Origin of the sequence: Pseudomonas tremae, assembly GCF_001401155.1 — a bacterium.
Taxonomy (GTDB): Bacteria; Pseudomonadota; Gammaproteobacteria; order Pseudomonadales; family Pseudomonadaceae; genus Aquipseudomonas; species Aquipseudomonas tremae.
Map to the genome: position 1 here is coordinate 310968 of NZ_LJRO01000153.1, position 18981 is coordinate 329948.

Annotated in this window: 15 protein-coding genes; 4 read left to right on the top strand and 11 right to left on the bottom strand. The window is 59.5% G+C overall.

Annotated features, from left to right (window positions below; genetic code table 11):
- Nucleotides 1-348: 348 nt before the first annotated feature.
- The 8 genes from ALO43_RS11310 to ALO43_RS11345 all read right to left on the bottom strand — a co-directional run bounded on the left by ALO43_RS11310 (nt 349) and on the right by ALO43_RS11345 (nt 8657).
- Nucleotides 349-1968, bottom strand: coding sequence for an SPOR domain-containing protein (locus ALO43_RS11310; RefSeq protein ID WP_054997514.1), 1620 nt, complete (start codon nt 1966-1968; stop codon nt 349-351).
- A 10-nt stretch (nt 1969-1978) separates the two neighbouring features.
- Complete coding sequence (gene aroB / locus ALO43_RS11315; protein ID WP_005888216.1) at nt 1979-3082, bottom strand: 3-dehydroquinate synthase; 1104 nt, start codon at nt 3080-3082, stop codon at nt 1979-1981.
- A 115-nt stretch (nt 3083-3197) separates the two neighbouring features.
- Nucleotides 3198-3716 carry a shikimate kinase AroK gene (gene aroK, locus ALO43_RS11320; protein WP_005888214.1) on the bottom strand — a complete coding sequence of 173 codons (519 nt, stop codon included), beginning with the start codon at nt 3714-3716 and terminating at the stop codon, nt 3198-3200.
- Between the two features lie 4 nt (nt 3717-3720).
- Nucleotides 3721-5826 (bottom strand): type IV pilus secretin PilQ, encoded by a 2106-nt coding sequence (gene pilQ / locus ALO43_RS11325; protein WP_005888212.1) that lies wholly within the window; start codon nt 5824-5826, stop codon nt 3721-3723.
- 47 nt (nt 5827-5873) lie between these two features.
- Nucleotides 5874-6401 carry a type 4a pilus biogenesis lipoprotein PilP gene (pilP, locus tag ALO43_RS11330; RefSeq protein ID WP_005888210.1) on the bottom strand — a complete coding sequence of 176 codons (528 nt, stop codon included), beginning with the start codon at nt 6399-6401 and terminating at the stop codon, nt 5874-5876.
- On the bottom strand, nt 6398-7021 hold the full coding sequence (gene pilO, locus ALO43_RS11335) for a type 4a pilus biogenesis protein PilO (protein ID WP_005888208.1): 624 nt from the start codon (nt 7019-7021) through the stop codon (nt 6398-6400). The genes pilP and pilO overlap by 4 nt, the downstream gene beginning before the upstream one ends.
- Nucleotides 7018-7593, bottom strand: coding sequence for a PilN domain-containing protein (locus ALO43_RS11340; protein ID WP_005888206.1), 576 nt, complete (start codon nt 7591-7593; stop codon nt 7018-7020). The genes pilO and ALO43_RS11340 overlap by 4 nt, the downstream gene beginning before the upstream one ends.
- Complete coding sequence (locus ALO43_RS11345) at nt 7593-8657, bottom strand: pilus assembly protein PilM (protein WP_005888204.1); 1065 nt, start codon at nt 8655-8657, stop codon at nt 7593-7595. The genes ALO43_RS11340 and ALO43_RS11345 overlap by 1 nt, the downstream gene beginning before the upstream one ends.
- Before the next feature lie 210 nt (nt 8658-8867).
- On the opposite strand from ALO43_RS11345, the gene ALO43_RS11350 reads away from it, so the two are divergent.
- Nucleotides 8868-11309 carry a penicillin-binding protein 1A gene (locus ALO43_RS11350; protein ID WP_371903650.1) on the top strand — a complete coding sequence of 814 codons (2442 nt, stop codon included), beginning with the start codon at nt 8868-8870 and terminating at the stop codon, nt 11307-11309.
- A 162-nt stretch (nt 11310-11471) separates the two neighbouring features.
- Here ALO43_RS11350 and ALO43_RS11355 read toward each other — a convergent pair whose 3' ends face one another.
- The 3 genes from ALO43_RS11355 to rpmE all read right to left on the bottom strand — a co-directional run bounded on the left by ALO43_RS11355 (nt 11472) and on the right by rpmE (nt 13973).
- On the bottom strand, nt 11472-12740 hold the full coding sequence (locus ALO43_RS11355) for a malic enzyme-like NAD(P)-binding protein (RefSeq protein ID WP_005888200.1): 1269 nt from the start codon (nt 12738-12740) through the stop codon (nt 11472-11474).
- Nucleotides 12741-12922: 182 nt separating this feature from the next.
- Nucleotides 12923-13726, bottom strand: a complete 804-nt coding sequence (locus ALO43_RS11360; protein WP_024668735.1) for a thermonuclease family protein — start codon at nt 13724-13726, stop codon at nt 12923-12925.
- Nucleotides 13727-13745: 19 nt separating this feature from the next.
- Nucleotides 13746-13973: a 50S ribosomal protein L31 gene (gene rpmE / locus ALO43_RS11365; RefSeq protein ID WP_005888197.1), complete on the bottom strand. Its 228-nt coding sequence runs from the start codon at nt 13971-13973 to the stop codon at nt 13746-13748.
- Nucleotides 13974-14141: 168 nt separating this feature from the next.
- On the opposite strand from rpmE, the gene ALO43_RS11370 reads away from it, so the two are divergent.
- From ALO43_RS11370 to ALO43_RS11380, 3 genes are all read left to right on the top strand, one after another.
- Nucleotides 14142-16361 carry a primosomal protein N' gene (locus ALO43_RS11370; protein WP_024668733.1) on the top strand — a complete coding sequence of 740 codons (2220 nt, stop codon included), beginning with the start codon at nt 14142-14144 and terminating at the stop codon, nt 16359-16361.
- 97 nt (nt 16362-16458) lie between these two features.
- Nucleotides 16459-18195, top strand: coding sequence for an arginine--tRNA ligase (gene argS / locus ALO43_RS11375; protein ID WP_005888193.1), 1737 nt, complete (start codon nt 16459-16461; stop codon nt 18193-18195).
- 1 nt (nt 18196) lies between these two features.
- Nucleotides 18197-18892 carry an SPOR domain-containing protein gene (locus ALO43_RS11380; RefSeq protein WP_024668731.1) on the top strand — a complete coding sequence of 232 codons (696 nt, stop codon included), beginning with the start codon at nt 18197-18199 and terminating at the stop codon, nt 18890-18892.
- Nucleotides 18893-18981: the final 89 nt, after the last annotated feature.

Consider the following 18981-nt stretch of genomic DNA (forward strand, 5'->3'; position numbering starts at 1 on the left):
ACCAGGCTGCCTCTTTACGAGGCAAATTTCCTTTTAATTCAACCAATTACCTGACACGCCGAACGTACGCCGGCTTCGGACAGGCAAAACGGAGGTCATTGTACACAGCGACACAAGGGCTAACAAATTTAGCGACGACTGGCTGATAATCAATGTCGCAATTATGAAAGTTTTAAAACGGGTCGCTGTGCTAGTCAAAGCATTTGTTCATGAATCTGACTGACGCGACGGGAGACTGTAGAGCGCTTGTAACGCAGACACCGCAAGCAGCACGCCAATAAAGTGGCGCACTGGAGCGGGTTAAGTCAGGTTTGCTTGGTGAGCGGCCCGGATAGAGCCGCTGCGACTTCAGCGACTGGCGCCGAGCTCTTGTTGGACGCTGGCGACAGTACGAGGCCAAGGTTTACCAGCCTGAACCTTCGCTGGCAATACCTTGATGGCTGCCAGGGCGGCAGCACGGTCAGGAAAGTTGCCATACGTGACGACGTAAAGCGGCTTGCCCTGCAGGGTTTTCTTGAAGTAACGGTACTCGCCGCCCTGTTCCGCGATGTAGGCCTGGGCAGTTGCTTCAGAGCTGGTGCCGAGGATCTGCACCACGTAATGGCCAGGTGCCTGGCTGCTGTACCAGCTACCACCGGTCGCCGGTTTGGCAGCTGCCGCTGGTTTTTCGGCAGGCTTGGCAGCCGGGGCCGGCTTGGCCGTCGCGACCTGAGCCGGAGCAGGCTTGGCGGCTGGGGCTGGCGCCGGAGCTGCCGGGGTAGGTGCAGGAATCGACGAACGCGGCGTTTGGGCCGCCGCCTGACCTGCAGGTACACCGGCTGGCGGTGCAGTGGTGGTCACGGTTGGAGGCTGAGCAGGCGACCCGGTAGGCACTGCGTCTTCGTCAGCATCGCTGGAGCCGGCGGCTTCAGCCAGCGGGCCGCGCATCACCGGCTGCGAATTGCCATTCATGGGCAACGGCATCGGTTGGGAATTGCCCGCGAACTCGATGGCAGGGCCACCGTTGTTCGATTGCTGAGCAGTCGGCTTGCCTTCGCCCAGCGGCAATTGTGCCTGGGCAGACGCTGGAGCATCGGCGGTAGTGCCTGTCTTGTTGCCACGACCCGGGATCAGCACTGCTGCTGCCACGGCCACGATGACAACGGCACCCAAGGCCAATACGTGTTTTTTCGGCATTTTGAACCCCACACTTGGACGCTTGACCGCGGAACGACTCGCGATCATCGCCTCGATCATTGAATCGCGGGCCACCTGGTTGATCGCCCCAGGCCAGCCATCGGATTGTTCATGAATATCGGTGATCTGGTCGGCAGTGAACAACGCGATTCCTTGCCCTGCACCCTCCAGACGTTGAGCCAGATACTCCCGGGTTTCCTCTTCCGTATAGGGTTGCAGCTCGATGACGTGAAAGCGCTCGCCTTCTACATCGCCCTGCAGGTCGGCACACATCTGATCGAGACGATCGAGCAGCGATGGCTCTCCGAACAGGAATACATGCGGGCGCCCTTCAGGGGTTCCCGCAGCAAGACCCAGCAACGCTTCGAGCGCCGAATCGCCAAGTTGTTCCGCATCGTCAACCAGCACGTAAACTTCTTGCCCGGTCAGACCCAGCTGCACAACCTGCGACAGGATCGCCTGCATTTCAGGCTGGGCGACGCTGAGCGACTGAGCGACCTGCTGCAACACGCCTGCCGCATCGCCGGCACCGCGCGCGGAAACCACGACGCTTTGCACCGATTGCTTGTTGGTACTTGCCACCAACGCCTGGCGCAACAGCGTCTTGCCGCTGCCCTGTGGGCCGGTGACTGCCAGCAGCAACTGGCTGTAGCGCGCCAGATGATGAAGCTGACCCAACACAGGCTTGCGCTGGGCAGGGAAGAATTTGAAGCCAGGTACCCGCGCCGCAAAGGGGTCATGACTCAACTGATAATGACCGAGGAAGGCCTCGTCGGCATGCAAACTAGTCATGGGGTTTCCGTTAACCTCTAAGCTGATCCACCAGGGCGCGATAGTCCGCAACCAGAGTGGCCTGTAATACTTCTTTTGGATAATCGTCCGTGATAACCGCTTCGCCCATCTGGCGCAACAGCACCAGACGCAGGCGACCGTCGATGACTTTCTTGTCGATCGCCATGTGTTCGAGGAAATTATCTTCCGTCATGTCCTGCGGCGGTACGACGGGCAACCCGGCACGTTGAAACAGGCGAATACCACGGTCCCGTTCCTGGGTGCTGATCCAGCCCAGACGCGAGGACATTTCCAGCGCCATTACCGTACCGGCCGCTACCGCCTCGCCATGCAGCCAGACACCATAGCCCATATGCGTCTCGATGGCGTGACCGAATGTGTGACCCAGGTTCAATGTCGCACGCACACCCGATTCGCGCTCGTCGGCGCCGACCACCAGTGCCTTGGCTGCGCAGGAGCGCTCGATGGCGACGGTAAGCGCCGCCTGATCCAGCCCGCGCAGGGCGTCCACGTGCTCTTCGAGCCAGGTCAGAAAAGGCTCGTCGCAGATCAGGCCGTACTTGATGACTTCTGCCAGCCCGGCGGACAGCTCACGCTCGGGCAGGGTATTGAGCGAGGTGGTGTCGATAATAACGACGCCTGGCTGATAAAAGGCACCGACCATGTTCTTGCCCAGCGGGTGGTTGATGCCGGTCTTGCCGCCGACCGAGGAGTCCACCTGAGACAAAAGGGTGGTCGGAATCTGGATGAAATTCACGCCGCGCTGGTAGCAGGCGGCAGCGAAGCCGGCCATGTCACCGATCACCCCGCCCCCCAGAGCGATAACGGTGGTGCGCCGATCGTGACGCGCCGTGAGCAATGCATCAAAAATGGTCTGCAGGGTTTCCCAGTTCTTGAACGCCTCGCCATCAGGCAGAACAATCGGAAGCACGTTGTAACCGGCCAGGGTCCGGGTCAGACGCTCCAGATAAAGCGGCGCCACTGTCGTGTTGGAAACAATGGCCACCTGACGCCCGACGATGTGCGGCGCCAGTAATTCCGGCTGATCCAGCAGGCCTTCGCCTATGTGAATCGGGTAGCTACGCTCGCCCAGCTCGACCTTAAGTGTCTGCATGTGTCCCCACATTGATTACCGGTTGCACCGTTGTGTGCTCAGCGGGTCATGACGTCAGGCCATGCACCGTAGCTGTTTTTATGGTCGACGAGGATAGCGCATTTTCGTCTGCGCTTTAACGGGGAGGAAGCTCTGCCAGACGCCCGAGTATCTCAAGAACCACCATTCGGGGTGGCCGCTCATCGGTTTCGATCACCAGATCGGCAATTTCTCGATACAACGGGTCCCGAATGGCGAGCAACTCGCTCAGCACACGGGCCGGATCGGCAGTACGCAGCAAAGGGCGATTGCGATCACGTGCGGTACGTCCGACCTGCTGTTCGATAGACGCATGCAAGTAGACGACACGCCCACCGGCGCGCAGGGCCTGACGATTTTCGCTACGCATCACTGCGCCGCCGCCAGTCGCCAGCACCACGCCATCGGCGTCACACAGCTCGGCAATCATGGCCTGCTCGCGATCACGAAAACCCGGCTCGCCTTCCTTGTCGAAGATCCAGGGGATATTGGCGCCCGTACGCAGCTCGATTTCCTTGTCGGAATCCTTGAACGGCAGTCGCAACTCTTTGGCAAGCAAGCGGCCGATGGTGCTCTTGCCAGCACCCATCGGCCCCACAAGTATTAAATTTCGCACAAAATCAACGACTCACAGAAATCGCCTGGTTGTTCATGATACGCGGAGTCAAAAATACCAACAGCTCGGATTTGGACTCGGATACCACATCGCGCCTGAAAAGCCGGCCAAGATACGGTACATCGCCGAGAAATGGCACTTTATCGACAACTTTACTTTGCGTATTCGAGAACACGCCGCCAATGACGATGGTTTCGCCGTCGGAAATCAGCACTTTGGCGTTGACTTCGTTTTTCTTGATAGGCGGAACGCCAAGCACCGCATTCAGGTAGTCCGGCTCATCCTTGGTGACCTTGACCTCCATGATGATGCGGTTATCGGGCGTGATCTGCGGCGTCACTTCAAGCGACAGGGACGCCTCCTTGAAGCTCACGGTGGTTGCGCCGCTGGAGCTGGATTCCTGGTACGGGATTTCCGTGCCCTTGAGGATCTTGGCAGTTTCCTTGTCGGACGTGACCACTTTGGGCTGGGAGACGATTTCACCGTTGCCGGTTTTTTCCATCGCGCTCAGCTCAAGGTCCAGCAGCGTGTTGTTGGTCACGAAGCCCAGGCCGATACCTGTCGTCGCATTAGCAGCGCCCAGGTCGACAAACGGAATGTTGGGCCCCAGATTGTTGCCGGTATTGCCTGCCTCATCGCCGTTATTGTCCAGACCGCCAGCGCTCCATTTGCTGGAACCCGACAGGTTGGTCCGGCCGCCCCAACGCACACCCAACTGTTTGTTGTAATCGACGTTGGCCTCGACGATGCGCGCCTCGATCATCACCTGACGCACCGGAATGTCCAGTTGCGAAACGATACGGCGAAGTTCGTCCAGGCGGTCCTGGGTCTGATAGGCAATGATGTTATTGGTGCGGTCGTCCACTGTAATGGAGCCACGCTCGTCAGCCTTGGCCTCGGCGCTGGTCACCGACTGGAACAGCTTGGCGATATCGGCGGCCTTGGCGTAGTTGACCTGCAGCAGTTCACGACGCAGCGGTGCCAGTTCGGCGATCTGCTTGAGCGATTCCAGCTCCTGACGTTCGCGGGCGGCGATTTCGTCAGCTGGCGCGACCAGCAGGACGTTGCCGATCTTGCGCTTGTCCAGCCCCTTGGTTTTCAGCACCAGATCCAGTGCCTGATCCCACGGCACGTTCTGCAGGCGCAGCGTGATGCCACCCTGGACAGTGTCGCTGGCGACCAGATTAAGGTTGGTGAAGTCGGCAATCAGTTGCAGCACCGAACGCACATCGATGTCCTGGAAATTCAGCGACAGCTTCTCACCGGTGTACACCGGCTTGTCGGCGGCGCGGCGGTCCACGTCCTCGTTGGTCAACGGACGCACACTGATCGTCAGCTTGTTTTCGGTCTGAAACGCCGAGTAATCGAAAGCGCCCGACGGCTCGATCAAGATGCTGGCCTTGTCGCCAGAAGTAGAAGCACTGACGAACTGCACGGGGGTCGCGAAGTCCTTGACGTCGAGGCGGACACGCAGCGGTTCAGGCAGCAGGGTCTTGGCGAAATCGACGCGGATCTTGCCGCCCTGCTCCTGAATATCAGGGGCAATGCTGGCATTGCTCAGGTCGATGACCACATTACCTTCACCCAACTCGCCGCGCTGGAAGTCGATATTCCTGATTGCCTTGGCGCCGGCAGGCACGTAAGGCCTGGCGGAAGCCGGAGTGGGCGGCGGCACAGCCACTCTCTGCGCGCCCATGGCGGTGGTTGGCTGAGAGGCCTGCGCGGCAGATGCTCCTTGCCCGATGACCACGAACAGGTTGTTGCCGTCGACCCGCGAGCTGTAAGGCGACAGCGTCGTCAGGTTGATGATCACCCGCGTGCGATCCTGGGCCTGCACCACGACCACACTGCGTGCATTGCCGGTGCCCAGTTCTCGACTTTTGGTCGATAACTGGCTGGTCACGCCCGGAAGGTCCAGCGCGATGCGAGCCGGTTGCGCGGTAGTGTAGCCACGAGGCGCAGGCACGGGCGCATCGAATGACAGCTTGAGCTCGATGCGATCGCCCGGCAGGGCAGCCACATCCAGGGTCTTGAGGTTGGCAGCCTGGAGAACCGGCGAAAGCATCGCGATGCATAACGACACGCCGATAATCGAGAAAATCCGGGTCATGATCAATTTCCGTTGAGCGCTACTGTGCATACTTGGCCTTGCCCACTTCATGAGCGTTCTTTGAGGGAAATACTGCGCGGCCTTTCCAGCCAGGCCCCCTCTCCATCAGGAACTATTTCGATGACATCTACCTGCGCGTCGCCGATCGACACAACCCGACCGTTATTGCGCCCCAGGTAATCGCCCACCTTGACGCGATGTACACCACCAGCGCCGCGCAACAGGGCAAAGGTGCCTGATTCATTGCCAATCGTGCCGACCATTTCGAACGACTCGATGTTGAAGCCTTCCAGAAACTGCTTGACCCTATGCTCATCCGGCGCCACCAGCCGCGTGCCCTTCTGGCGATTGAGCAGGTCAATCTTCACCGGCGGCTGGAAAGGGCTGCGCAGGGCCGATGCGTTATAAGTGAACGCCTCGTAGGGGCGAAACTTGGGCAGGGGCTCGATGGTGCCACTCGGACGCGCCCGAGCCTGATCCATGAAGCCGGTCAGATCAGCAAAGTCATTGTCATTGCCGCAACCGGCCAGCCCCGCAAAAATCACACTGACGCACAACAATCGCGCCGCCTTCATTTTTTCAGCCCTTCATCGTTGTAGCGGTAGGTCTTGGCCAGAATGCTCATGCGCAATTTGCCCGGGACTTTCGGATCGACCGGTTTGATCTCGAAGTCATGCAGCGTGACGATGCGTGGCAGGCTGGCAACGCCGCTGACGAAAGTCGCCAGGTCGTGATAACCACCGACCACGGTGATCTGTATCGGCAGCTCGATGTAGAACTGCTGGACGGCCTCGGGCAGCAGCTTGATTTCCTCGAACTCAAGGCCGCTTCCCAGCCCGGTCCGCGTGATGTCCTCGAGCAAACCCGGCACTTCGGTGTCGCTGGGCAATTGCCTCAGCAGCGCACCGAAGGTGTTTTCCATTTCTTCCATCTGTTTCTTGTAGGGCTCCAGGTTGGCGGCCTGAAATGCCTTGTTGGAAAATTGATCCTTGAGCGTTATCTCGCTGGTCTGAGCGGCTTCCAGCTGGGTCTCCAGGTCTTGAATAAAGAAGAAGTAGCCCAGTGCGAAAATCAATACTGCGACCAGTACGCCTGCAATGACCTTGACCGCCGCAGGCCAGGAGCCTGTGTTGTTCAGTTCCAGCTCGCTCAGGTCGACCTTGCGCAGCCCTTCCATCCATTCGGAGATGTTCATGGCTTGGCTCCTTCGGCAGCGACAACCGGTGGCTGCGTCTGGCGCACAGTCAGCTGGAAGATATTGGCCTGATCCACGGCCCCCGCCGTCGTCGCCTTGACCTCGGTCAGGCTCGGCGCTTCAAGCCATTCGGAGGCTTCAAGGTTGCGCATCAGGTCCGAAACCCGGTTGTTGGACTCTGCTGCACCGCTGATGGAAATCAGCTTGCTGGCCATCTTGACCTGCGAGTAGTAGACGCCATCGGGCAAGGTGCGGGCCAACTGGTCGAATACACGCCCGGTGATCGGCCGGTTGCCTTGCAGGTCCTGAATGATCTTCATGCGCTCAAGCAGTTGCTTGCGACGCGCCTTCAGGTCGCTGATCTCCTTGATGCGGATATCCAGTTGCGCGATCTGCGTCTGCAGGAATGCATTGCGCGCCATCTGATGCTCGATGGCATTGCTGACGTAGCGGTCGACCAGAAACAGAATGCTGACAGACACCACCAGCACACCGACCAGCGCCGTCAAAAAGCGCTTCTTTCGCTCTTCGCGAAGCTCTTCACGCCACGGTAAAAGGTTGATCCGTGCCATCAGTCGAAGCTCCTCAACGCCAGACCGCACGCGATCATCAAGGCAGGCGCATCACTCGCCAGGGCGCCAGCATTGACCTTGGCGCTCAAAGCCATGTCGGCAAACGGGTTGGCCACCATAGTCGGCGTACCAATGCGCCGCTGAATAAGATGCTCCAGCCCGGAGATTGAAGCCGTGCCGCCTGCCAGCATGATGTGATCCACTGAGTTGTACTGACCTGCCGCAAAAAAGAACTGCAGAGAACGGGAAACCTGCTGCACCAATGCATCCTTGAACGGGTCCAGCACTTCGCTGACGTAGTCGTCGGGCAGCCCGCCCTGCTTTTTGGCAAGCCCGGCTTCCTCCATCGAGAGCCCGTAACGGCGCTGAATTTCGTCAGTCAGCTGGCGACCACCGAACAGTTGCTCGCGGGTATAGATGATCCGGCCATGGTGCAGCACGCTCAAGGTGGTCATCGTGGCGCCGATATCAACCACCGCCACGGTAAGCTCGTCATGACCGTTGCCCAGTTGCGCGGCCAGCAGGCCGAACGAACGCTCCAGCGCATAGGCTTCGACATCTACGACACGCGCGGTCAGACCGGCCAGCGCCAGCGCAGCCTCGCGCACTTCGACGTTTTCCTTGCGGCAGGCCGCCAGAAGGACCTCGACGCGTTCCGGGTTGCGGACCGAATAGCCCTGCACCTCAAAATCGATGGCGACTTCTTCAAGCGGATAGGGAATGTACTGATCAGCTTCAAGCTTGAGCTGGTTTTCCATGTCGTCGTCGGAAAGACCGGCGTCCATCTCGATGGTCTTGGTAATAACGGCGGACCCGGCAACGGCCACCGCCACAATCTTGACGCTGGTCTTGGCCTTGGCAAGCACGCGAGACAGCGCCTGACCCACCCCTTCGAGTTCGGCAATATTTTTTTCGACCACAGCGTTGGCCGGCAACGGCTCGACTGCGTAAGACTCGACCTTGTAACGAGTGCCGGAACGACTCAATTCCAGGAGTTTTACCGAGGTGGAGCTAATATCGATCCCTAGAAGGGTGTTGGCCTTCTTCTTGAAGAGTTCGAACACAACCTGATTCCTATTGAGTTTCCGTCACTTACGGAGTTATTTCGGGTCAACGTCACTGTCGACAGCCTTGACAGTAGCGCAAATCACGCTCGGGGACGAAAAATGCTTATAATGCCCAGCGTTTTTTTCGTTTAACAAAGCTTCAAGGCGTGTTCATTTGTAAACGCCTGCGCTTAACCCATTATTTTTTCTGGAAATCCAAAAGCCTTGATACGCCTGCTGAAGTTTTTCTGGTGGTCCCTCGTCGCGGTATTCTGCTCGCTGTTGCTTGGCTTGAGCGGCGCGTTTCTTTACCTGAGCCCGACCCTGCCCTCCGTTGAAGCGCTGCGAAGCATTCAACTGCAAATTCCCCTGCGCGTGTTCAGCAGCGACGGCAAGCTGATTGCCGAATTCGGTGAAATGCGTCGCACGCCGATTCGCTTCGCGGAAATCCCGCCCAATTTCATCAATGCCCTGCTGTCGGCCGAAGACGACAATTTCGCCAACCACTACGGCGTCGATCCTGGCAGCCTGATGCGCGCTGCCACTCAGCTGGTGAAAAGCGGCCACATTCAATCAGGCGGCAGCACCATCACCATGCAGGTCGCGAAAAACTTTTTCCTGACCAGCGAACGAAGCTTTTCACGGAAAACCACCGAGATTCTTCTGGCCTTGCAAATCGAGCGCCAACTCACCAAAGACGAGATTCTCGAGCTGTACGTCAACAAGATTTATCTGGGTAACCGGGCCTATGGCATCGAGGCCGCGGCGCAAGTCTACTATGGCAAATCGATTCGCGATGTAAGCCTTGCGCAAATGGCCATGATTGCCGGCTTGCCCAAGGCGCCGTCGCGCTTCAACCCACTGGCCAACCCGACCCGCGCCAAGGAACGTCGTGACTGGATCCTCGGCCGCATGTTCCGTTTGGGCAAGATCGACCAAAGCGCTTATCAAGCCGCCTTGAGCGAACCGCTCAATGCCAGCTATCACGTGCCGACACCTGAAGTGAACGCCCCGTACATTGCTGAAATGGCGCGCGCAGAAATGGTCGGCCGCTACGGCAGCGCCGCGTATACAGAGGGTTTCCGCGTCACCACCACGGTGCCGAGCGACCTTCAGGAACATGCCAACAAGGCTATCCAGCAGGGCTTGATCGACTACGATCAGCGCCACGGCTACCGAGGTCCGGAGAGCCGCTTCCCGGCCATGACCCGAGCTAACTGGGTACAGGAGCTGACCAAGCAACGGACTATCAACGGCCTCGAACCCGCCATCGTGACCCAGGTCGACAAGACCGGGCTGCGCGTTCTGACCCGCAATGGCGAGAAGGAAGAGACTGTCGATTGGGCCACCATGAAGTGGGCGCGCCCTTATCTGAACACCAACAGCCTGGGTGCAAATCCAAAGCAGCCAGGCGATGTTGCGAAGGTCGGTGACTTGGTTCGCTTGCTGCGCCAAGACGATGGCTCGCTGAAATTCAGTCAAATTCCCGTCGCGCAAAGCGCCCTGGTCTCGCTTGATCCGCAAAACGGCGCCATTCGTGCGTTGGTCGGCGGTTTTGCTTTCGAGCAAAGCAACTACAACCGGGCCATGCAGGCCAAGCGCCAGCCGGGTTCCAGCTTCAAACCGTTCATTTACAGCGCCGCGCTTGATAACGGCTACACCGCATCAAGCCTGGTGAACGATGCCCCTATCGTGTTTGTCGACGAGTACCTGGACAAGGTGTGGCGTCCGAAGAACGACACCAATACGTTCCTCGGGCCAATTCGCCTGCGCGAAGCGCTGTACAAGTCGCGCAACCTGGTTTCGATCCGCCTGCTTCAGGCGCTGGGTATCGACAGCACTATCGATTACATCACCCGCTTCGGTTTCGCCAAGCAGGACCTGCCGCGTAACCTTTCGCTGGCATTGGGTACAGCCACACTGACGCCGATGGAGATCGCCACTGGCTGGGCCACGTTCGCCAACGGTGGCTACAAGATCAGCCCCTATCTGATCCAGACCATCGAGAACCGTGACGGTCAGACGCTGTTTGTCGCCAACCCGCCCAGCGTTCCGGCCAACGATGTCAAGACTGCGCCTGACACATCGACCTTTGCCGTACACGACAGCCCAAGCGTCGCGACCACGGCACCGGGCACGCCTGCCGAACCGCAAGCGCCGGCCTTTGCAGAGCGTATTGTGGATGGCCGCACGACCTATATCCTGAACAGCATGCTGCAGGATGTGATCAAGCGCGGCACCGGCCGTCGCGCCCTGGCAATGAATCGTCCGGACATCGCGGGCAAGACCGGTACGACCAACGACTCCAAGGATGCGTGGTTCTCTGGCTACAACTCTGACTACGTGACAACGGTCTGGAGCGGTTTTGATCAGCCTGAAAGTCTTGGCCGTCATGAATTTGGCGGTACCGTCTCACTGCCGATCTGGATGGACTACATGAGCGCTGCGCTCAAGGACAAGCCTCCGCATCAGCAAGCGCAACCGGACGGTATTCTCAGCCTGCGTGTCGATCCGTTGAGCGGACGTGCCGCTACGCCAAGCACACCGAATGCGTTCTTCGAGCTGTTCAAAAGCGAAGACACGCCGCCTAGCGTCAACGAAATGGGCGGCAGCAGCGCACCCGGCAGCCCACTGCCCGCAGACGAGTCAGCGCCGATCGATTTGTTCTGATCCACAGCCGTGTGACGCGGAGCGTCACCAAAGGCATTCCCACGCTGGAGCGTGAGGAACGATAGTCTTTAAGCAGGCACTATCGTGCCCATGCTCTGTGTCCACTTCGCAGGCATAAAAAAACCCCTGCATCGCTGCAGGGGTTTTTTATTGGGTCAGGTATCAACCCTTGAACACATCGTCCACGCTGGTCAGCGGGTAGTGCTTTGGATACGGCAGGGTGGCAACGCCGCTTTCGATGGCTGCCTTGGCGACCGCATCGGCGATCAGGCCCAGCAGGCGGGTGTCCATTGGTTTCGGGATGATGTACTCACGACCGAATTCCAGCTTGATGCCGCCGTAAGCGTCGCAGACTTCCTGTGGGACCGGCAGCTTGGCCAGTTCACGCAGAGCATTGGCTGCGGCGATTTTCATCTCTTCGTTGATGCGCTTGGCGCGAACATCCAGAGCACCACGGAAGATGAACGGGAAACCCAGCACGTTGTTGACCTGGTTCGGGTAGTCCGAACGGCCGGTCGCCATGATCACGTCGCTACGGGTAGCGTGAGCCAGTTCCGGGGAGATTTCCGGGTCAGGGTTCGAGCAAGCGAACACGATCGGATCCTTGGCCATCAACTTGAGGTTTTCAGCACTCAGCAGATTAGGACCGGACAGGCCTACGAACACATCAGCGCCATCCAGTGCGTCAGTCAGCGAGCGCTTTTCGGTGGCGTGGGCGAACACAGCCTTGTACTGGTTCAGGTCGGTACGGCCGGAATGGATCACGCCAGTACGGTCAACCATGAAGATGTTTTCGATCTTCGCGCCCATGCTGACCAGCAGCTTCATGCACGAGATGGCAGCAGCGCCAGCGCCGAGGCAGACGATCTTCGCGGTATCCAGGCTTTTGCCGACGATTTCCAGCGCATTGATCATGCCGGCAGCAGTTACGATTGCGGTGCCGTGCTGGTCATCGTGGAAGACCGGAATGTCGCACTGTTCGATCAGCGCCTTCTCGATTTCAAAGCACTCAGGCGCCTTGATGTCTTCCAGGTTGATGCCACCGAACGTAATGGAGATACGCTTGACGGTGTCGATGAAAGCCTGCGGGCTTTCGGAATCGACTTCGATATCGAAAACGTCGATACCGGCGAAACGCTTGAACAGAACCCCTTTACCTTCCATGACCGGCTTGGAAGCCAGTGGGCCCAGATCGCCGAGGCCCAGAATCGCGGTGCCATCGGAAATAACTGCTACCAGGTTACCTTTGCCGGTGTACTTGTACGCCAGCTCGGGGTCACGGGCAATTTCACGCACGGGTTCAGCAACGCCAGGGCTGTAGGCCAGAGCCAGGTCACGAGCGGTTGCGGTCGGCTTGGTGAGTTCGACGCTCAGCTTCCCCGGACGAGGATTGGCATGGTATTCGAGCGCGGCAGTTTTCAAATCTGACATGTATTGGATTCCGCTTTTTTACTGTGGGACAGACGGACCGCCGAGGATACGCAAGATGCATAGTCCTAACAAGACTGACCAGTCACTGCTGTCAAGGGGCGTGGCGTTAGACTTTACGCCTAGATACCTGAAAACCGAATACCCGACAGCCCATCAGAAGAAGGGCGACTTTGCGGAAATCTCTATTCTTCGGGCTGGCTCAGCATGGCCGGATGAGTCAGTGTCATCATCCAGCGCGATTGCCCGGCCTTCAGGCCTCCGCGCCTGGAACGGTCGACAACCCAGCCGCGCGCTTCGACTTTTCTGCCTTTAAGGCTTTCGAGCTTCACACGATCGAAACCGGGCACCTGACCGGGCGCAACGCGCAGTACCAGCGAGCCCTGCAGCTCGATCCAGATACCACCGCCATTGCGCTGCACGCGTCTGACCTTGCCGGATACAAGGGCAAAGCCGCTGCTGCTGATTCTGTCTGAAGGCTGCACCGGCGAATTGCGCCACAAGCCTCGCCGGGCCTGACGCGCCTGCTGCTCGACACCCTGCTGGCAATCGACAAGTGCCACATTGGGCGCAACGGCGACCAGATAGCCCAGCCCTTCGCTGAGCAACTGCGCTTCAAGATTACTGCCGTCACGGCCATAGACGTTGGCCAGCGTACGGCCGTAATGATCCTTGCTTTGCTGCCCGACACGCAGGCTGACGCGCCCATCGCTTTCATCCACCAAGGCTTGCAGGCGCGCCTTGGCTGCATCGGCAAACGGCTCGGCAGAACGGCCTTTTTTGCCGGTTTCGGGTGTATTGAGGCCGATCATGCGCACATTACGACCATCGGTCAGGCGCAGCGTATCGCCGTCGATCACCCGCTGCACCTGCGCGACAGGCAATGAAGCAGGCGCCGGGCAGAAGGCCTGAGCCCCGGACAGCCAAATCGCGGATATAAAAAAGGCGCCCACAAGGGGCGCCTTTTGAAGCAGTCTGGAAAGGCCCAATGGACAACCAGTCTTGCTATCAGTCCTGCTTCGGCTTGGTTGCGCCGAACGCACCGAAACGGGACTTGAACTTGTCAACACGGCCGCCAACGTCAAGCATCTTCTGCTTGCCGGTGTAGAACGGGTGGCACTCGTTGCACACGTCCAGGCTCAAAGGGCCGGTCAGAGTGGAACGGGTTTTGATGACATTGCCGCAGCTGCAGGTCGCGTCAATGGCTTCGTAAACTGGATGGATATTAGCTTTCATCGGTACTTCCTCAGTCTAACGTGCCGCCACCCAACACTATTGTTGAATACCGCACGGAAATAGGCTGCGGATAGTACCAGACAATTGCAGCCACGCAAGCGAACCTTCACACCGGCCGTCTGCTAAGATCGCGTCTTCTTATTACAGACCACCACAGGGAAACATTGCGTGCCCGACGCCATCCTGCGCCTTGCCCTGCCCTCGCCGCTCCGCCGCCTGTTCGACTACCGCGCCCCTGCCGGTGTAACGCGCAGCGCCTTGCAGCCGGGCATGCGCCTGCGAGTGCCGTTCGGGCGTCGGGAGATGATCGGCATTCTGGTGGAAGTGGTCGATCACAGCGAAGTGCCCGCCGACAAGCTCAAACCCGCCATCGCCCTGCTCGACAGCGAAGCACCGTTGCCGCCTGCGCTGTTCAAGCTGTGCCTGTGGACGTCGCAGTATTATCAGCACAGCCTCGGCGATACGTTGAGCTGGGCCTTGCCAGTGCTGCTGCGCCAGGGCGAACTGGCAGAAAGCCGTCAGGAGCGTTTCTGGCATGTGGTAGCCAATGCCAGTGTCGATGATCCGCGCATCGCCCGCGCGCCCAAGCAGCGTGAAGCGTTGACCACCCTCGCCCAGCACCCGCATGGCGTGGCGCACCAGTTGCTCAGTAAGCTGATGCTCAACAAGGAAAGCCTCAATCTGCTGCTGGCCAAGGAGCTGGTCTATGTAGAAGTGCGCAGCCATGCGCCCAGCGCACGTCACGAACACTGGCTGGCCCAGCCGGAGTTGCCTCTCAACACTGAACAACGTGCTGCTTATGAGGCCATTAGAGCCGGGTTCGACAGCTTTCATGCGTTTCTGCTGGCCGGCGTGACGGGCAGCGGCAAGACCGAAGTCTATCTGCAACTTATTCGCGAAACCCTTGAGGCAGGTAAACAGGCGCTGGTGCTGATCCCGGAGATCAACCTGGGGCCACAAACCCTGGCGCGCTTCGAACAGCGCTTCAACGCCCGGATTGCGCTGGTACATTCTGCCGTCAACGACCGCGAACGACTGGATGCCTGGCTGGCAGCACGCGATGGTGAAGCCGACATCATCATCGGTACGCGATCGGCGCTGTTCACGCCAATGAAAAACCCCGGTTTAATCATTATCGACGAAGAACACGACGGCTCCTATAAACAGCAGGAAGGCCTGCGCTATCACGCCCGGGATCTGGCGCTGGTGCGCGCCCGCCAGGAAAACATTCCGATTGTACTCGGGTCGGCCACGCCTTCGCTGGAAAGCCTGCACAACGCTTACACCGGACGTTACGGCCTGCTGCGCCTGAACCAGCGCGCAGGTGGCGCGCAACAACCTCGCTTCATGCGCCTGGACGTCAAGAGCCGGCCACTGGACAGCGGGATTTCCGGGCCGATGCAACAGGCCATCGGCCAGACCCTGGCGGCAGGCCAGCAAGTGCTGGTGTTCCTCAACCGTCGCGGCTTTGCGCCAACGCTTCTGTGCCATGACTGCGGCTGGATGTCCGGCTGCCAGCGCTGCGACGCTCGCATGACCGTGCATCAGCGCTCAGGCGAGCTGCGCTGCCACCACTGCGGTTATGTCGAACGCGTGCCGCGCCAGTGTCCTTCCTGCGGCAAGGTGGATTTACGCCCCGTAGGTGCAGGCACTGAACGCGCCGAAGAGCGGCTGGCGATTCTGTTTCCGGACTTTCCCGTGTTGCGCGTGGATCGCGACAGCACCTCGCGCAAGGACGCAATGAACCAGTTGTTCGCGACCATCCAGCGCGGCCAGCCGTGCATTCTGGTCGGCACCCAGATGCTCGCCAAGGGGCATCACTTCCCACGAGTGACACTGGTGTCGATTCTCGACGCTGACGGCGGGCTGTTTTCCGGTGACTTCCGCGCCAGCGAACGCATGGCGCAGCTGATTGTGCAGGTTGCCGGGCGCGCAGGACGAGCCGAAGAACCTGGCAAAGTGATCATCCAGACCCATCTGGCGGATCACCCACTGTTGATCCAGCTCACCGAACAAGGTTATTTCGCGTTCGCCGAACAGGCCCTGAGCGAGCGCCGTTCGGCGGGTCTGCCACCGTTTTCGCACTTGGCGCTGCTGCGTGCCGAGGCGCACAAGCCTGGTCAGGCAGAAGCCTTCCTCGATCAGGCCTGCAGCGATGCCGAGCAACTGGTGGCGCAAATGCAGCTGGGTGGCATAGAGCTGCTGGGGCCAATTCCGGCACCGATGGAGCGTCGGGCCGGGCGATATCGTGCGCAGTTGCTCGTGCAATCCAGCGCGCGCGCGCCCCTGCATAAATTACTCGGCACCTGGCTGCTGGCGCTGGAGCAAATGCCCAGCGGGCGACAGGTCCGATGGTCGCTGGATGTGGATCCGGTGGATCTTTATTAGGTCACGCCGTTGGCAAGCAGGCTCCGGCAACGGATAATGCGGCGTTTTTCCACCCGCGCATCAAAGCGCCACCGCGCTTGCGGTTGAAGAGAGCACCATGAAAGACACCATTCGCCAGCTGATTCAACAAGCCCTGACCCGTCTCGTCACCGAGGGCGTCTTGCCAGAAGGGCTGACGCCGGCGATCCAGGTAGAAAACGCCCGCGACAAGACTCACGGCGACTTCGCCAGTAATATCGCGATGATGCTCGCCAAACCTGCTGGCATGAAGCCCCGCGACCTGGCTGAAAAGCTGATCGCCGCGCTGCCTGCCGACGAGCAGGTAAGCAAGGTCGAGATTGCCGGCCCAGGCTTTCTGAACTTCTTCCAGAACACTGCCGCACTGGCTTTACGCCTCGACGCCGCCCTTGCCGACGCCAACCTGTCGGTGCGCAAGGCGGGCGCAGCGCAGCGTGTGGTGGTCGACCTGTCGGCCCCCAACCTGGCCAAGGAAATGCACGTTGGCCACTTGCGCTCGACCATTATTGGCGACGGCGTGGCGAACGTCCTCGAGTTTCTGGGCGACACGGTCATTCGCCAGAACCACGTGGGCGACTGGGGCACCCAGTTCGGCATGCTGCTGGCCTACCTGCAGGAAAAACCGGCGACCAGCGACGAACTGTCCGACCTGGAAAACTTCTACCGTGCCGCCAAGCAGCGTTTTGACGAGTCTGCGGAGTTTGCCGAGCGCGCTCGAGGCCTGGTAGTCAAGCTACAAGCGGGCGACGCCGAATGCCTCACATTGTGGGAGCGTTTCAAGGACATTTCGTTGTCGCACTGTCAGCAAACCTACGAGCGCCTCAACGTCAAGCTGACCCCGGCCGATGTCATGGGCGAAAGTGCTTACAACGATGACCTGGCCAATGTGGTCAACGACCTGAAAGCCACCGGCCTGCTGGTCGAGAGCAACGGCGCGCAGTGCGTGTTCCTCGAAGAATTCCGCACCGCCGACGATACGCCTCTGCCAGTGATCGTGCAGAAGGCAGGCGGCGGTTATCTGTATGCCACCACCGATCTGGCTGCCATTCGCTACCGCAGCAAGGTGCTCAAGGCCGATCGCGTGCTGTATTTCGTCGATCAGCGTCAGGCGCTGCATTTCCAGCAGGTATTCGAAGTCGCCCGCCGCGCAGGTTTCGTCCACAACGGCATGCAACTGGAACACATGGGCTTCGGCACCATGAATGGCGCTGATGGCCGCCCGTTCAAGACCCGCGACGGCGGTACGGTCAAGCTCATCGACCTGCTCGATGAAGCAGAAGAGCGCGCTTACACGCTGGTAAAGGAAAAGAACCCGGAAGTCGCCGAGACCGAGTTGCGCAGCATCGCCAAGGCCGTGGGCATCAGCGCGGTGAAATACGCCGACCTGTCCAAGCACCGTGCCAGTGATTACAGTTTCAACTTCGATCAGATGCTGAGTTTCGAGGGCAATACCGCGCCTTATCTGCTGTACGCCTATACCCGTGTAGCAGGCGTATTTCGCAAACTGGGCACACCTTTCGACGCCAGCAAGGGGCAAATCGTCCTTGAGGCGCCGCAGGAGCAGGAACTGGCTGCACGCCTGGCGCAGTTCACTGAAACATTGAACAACGTCGCAGAAAAAGGCACACCGCACGTACTTTGTGCTTACCTGTATGACCTTGCGGGTCTGTTTTCGAGCTTTTATGAAAACTGCCCGATCCTTGGTGCGGAAAGTCCCGATCAGCAACAGAGCCGTCTGCGCCTGGCTGCCCTGACCGGTCGCACCCTCAAGCAAGGCCTGGATCTATTGGGTCTGGAAACTCTGGAGCGTATGTAAGTTGGCAGTTGCGAAGAAAAAACCGGCACCCAAGCGGGGCGCCAGCCGTTATCAGGCACCCGCGAAGAAGCCGATTCCAGGATGGTTGTGGCTGGTCATCGGCTTGAGCGTGGGCGCATTTGTAGTCTTCCTGATGAAGCTCGAACCGGGTGGCGAAGACGTCAAGCGGGTCAAGGCGGATGCCAAGGCTGCGAAAATCGCCGAAGCGAACAAGACCCCTCCGAGCCCGACAGCACCGGTCAAACCCAAGTACGACTTCTACACACTGCTGCCTGAGTCGGAAGTGATCGTGCCGAACGAAGCCGTCCCGGAAAAGACCCCACCGGCCGTGGCACCAACGGCACCGGTGTCTCCCGAGCAGGCTGCCAAGATCGACACTGCGCGGGCTCAGGCAGCACTCAGCGGCTTGACGCCTCCACCGGCGCCAGCGGTTGCCACGACCAAGCCAGCGGCGGTCACGACGTTCTTCCTGCAGGCTGGTTCGTTCCGCAAGCAGGCGGACGCCGAGAAGGTCCGCGCGCAGATCATCCTGCTAGGCCAGACCTCGACAGTCGAGTCCGGCACCGTGAAGGATGAAACCTGGTACCGCGTACTGGTCGGCCCGTTCAGCAACCGCGAACAACTGACCACTGCCCAGAAACAACTGGCGGGCGGCGGTTTTAGTAACCTGTTGTTGCAACAGCGCCAGAGCCGGTAGCCAAAGCGCCGCTGTTTCTGTGCTCATCGCGATGTTCCGATGAGCACAGAGCTTCTGCTGGAGGGCGTAGGACCGGACCGGGCGACGCT

Excerpts from the sequence above, each read along its gene's own strand:
- ALO43_RS11355 (WP_005888200.1), bottom strand. The coding sequence starts at position 12,740 with ATGTCAGATTTGAAAACTGCCGCGCTCGAATACCATGCCAATCCTCGT.
- ALO43_RS11310 (WP_054997514.1), bottom strand. The coding sequence starts at position 1,968 with ATGACTAGTTTGCATGCCGACGAGGCCTTCCTCGGTCATTATCAGTTG.
- rpmE (WP_005888197.1), bottom strand. The coding sequence starts at position 13,973 with ATGAAAGCTAATATCCATCCAGTTTACGAAGCCATTGACGCGACCTGC.
- aroB (WP_005888216.1), bottom strand. The coding sequence starts at position 3,082 with ATGCAGACACTTAAGGTCGAGCTGGGCGAGCGTAGCTACCCGATTCAC.
- pilO (WP_005888208.1), bottom strand. The coding sequence starts at position 7,021 with ATGAACATCTCCGAATGGATGGAAGGGCTGCGCAAGGTCGACCTGAGC.
- pilP (WP_005888210.1), bottom strand. The coding sequence starts at position 6,401 with ATGAAGGCGGCGCGATTGTTGTGCGTCAGTGTGATTTTTGCGGGGCTG.
- ALO43_RS11340 (WP_005888206.1), bottom strand. The coding sequence starts at position 7,593 with ATGGCACGGATCAACCTTTTACCGTGGCGTGAAGAGCTTCGCGAAGAG.
- pilQ (WP_005888212.1), bottom strand. The coding sequence starts at position 5,826 with ATGACCCGGATTTTCTCGATTATCGGCGTGTCGTTATGCATCGCGATG.
- argS (WP_005888193.1), top strand. The coding sequence starts at position 16,459 with ATGAAAGACACCATTCGCCAGCTGATTCAACAAGCCCTGACCCGTCTC.